Raw genomic sequence first — 1,369 nt, forward strand, 5'->3', positions numbered from 1 at the left:
TCTGACTGCTAATAATATAATTTCTCCATATATTTCTGCTTTTGTTTCATGCTGCAGTGTACATAAATATCCATGGTAATTTTAACGGACGAATGTCCAAGAATTTCAGAAAGTGTCTTGCTGTCGATTCCCATTTCGATACAACGGGAAGCAAATGTATGCCGCAGAGAATGAATATTGATATTCGGGATTTCGCATTGTTCAAGAAGTCGTTTGAATTTACGTTGGATCGTTCGTGGCTCCATACATTTCAGATTTGTACCAGTCAGAAGGTATGCGTCCTGATCTGTGGCAATAGATTTTAATTTTTCTAATAAAAAATCAGAGATTGGAATATCTCTGATCGATGATGGTGATTTTGGAGGCCCGATCAACAGGATTGTTTTAGGGAGTTTATCCTCTCCGGCAGTGTGATCAAGATTTTTTACCCGTGAAATCGTACGCCTTATGTGAAGAATCCTCTGTTCAAAATCAATATCCTCCCAACGTATTCCACTAAGTTCACCAACCCGTATTCCGGTGTAAATACATAACAGAATACCTATAGAAAATCTGGATGTGTCTGTACAAAGAACAGAAATTAATTTTGTGAGATTTTCCTGAGATATGATATTAAAAGAATGTTCTATTATTTTAGGATAACGAAATTCCAGCTGAGAAAGATGATTGATATATCCCTGCTTTTCTCCATATTGAAGGATACTGTGGAATAAAATAAGAATGTTTTTTATGGTGCGGGAAGAAAGCCCTTCTTTTTTCAGTTTTTCGGAAAATCTGTATATAGAATCTGACGAGATATATTTTACAGGAATGTCCCCAAATTCAGGAATGATATGTATGCTGATCAAAGTTTCATAACAGGTATAAGTACTGATCTTTACAGTGTATCGAACAGATGCCAGCCATTCCTGATTAAGGTTCCGAAAGAAGATTTTTCTTCCGATATTTGTCTGTGGCCTGTTTTTACATAAAATTGCCAGCTTTTTCTTTTTTACAGAATCATAAGTGTGAGCATATACATAGCCATACTGAATCCGGCCATTTTGGTCACGGGATTTTTCATAGCGCGCTTCCCATCTTCCATCTTTTCTCTTTCTGATATTTTCCCCTTTTCTAGGCATAATTGCAGTCTCCTTTTTCATTCATTATAGCAAAAGCCTGACCATTTTTGTGACCACGAATCGGCGAAAAAAGGAAGCCAGGTGGCGTATTTAGGAATATCTCACACCCAAAAAGAGCATAACCTGCTAAATATAGTGCATTTTTCGTGGCTTGACAACACATATTGCCGATGCTATCATTGTTTATGATTCGGAAACTATGTATAATTGAGAAAAACAGGTGTCGCTTATGGAAATGATAAGCGACA

Annotated in this window: 2 protein-coding genes; both read right to left on the bottom strand. The window is 36.7% G+C overall.

Annotation, left to right across the window (positions count from 1 at the left end; all coding sequences use genetic code 11):
• Window positions 1-8: 8 nt before the first annotated feature.
• Window positions 9-1,121: a tyrosine-type recombinase/integrase gene (locus GPK81_RS07350; protein ID WP_215706805.1), complete on the bottom strand. Its 1,113-nt coding sequence runs from the start codon at window positions 1,119-1,121 to the stop codon at window positions 9-11.
• Window positions 1,114-1,369 (bottom strand): hypothetical protein (locus GPK81_RS07355; RefSeq protein ID WP_215706806.1); only part of this gene is annotated, 256 nt, incomplete at its 5' end. The genes GPK81_RS07355 and GPK81_RS07350, both read right to left, overlap by 8 nt.

This window comes from Blautia sp. MCC283 (genome assembly GCF_018785565.1).
In the GTDB taxonomy this organism is placed as follows: Bacteria; Bacillota; Clostridia; order Lachnospirales; family Lachnospiraceae; genus Blautia_A.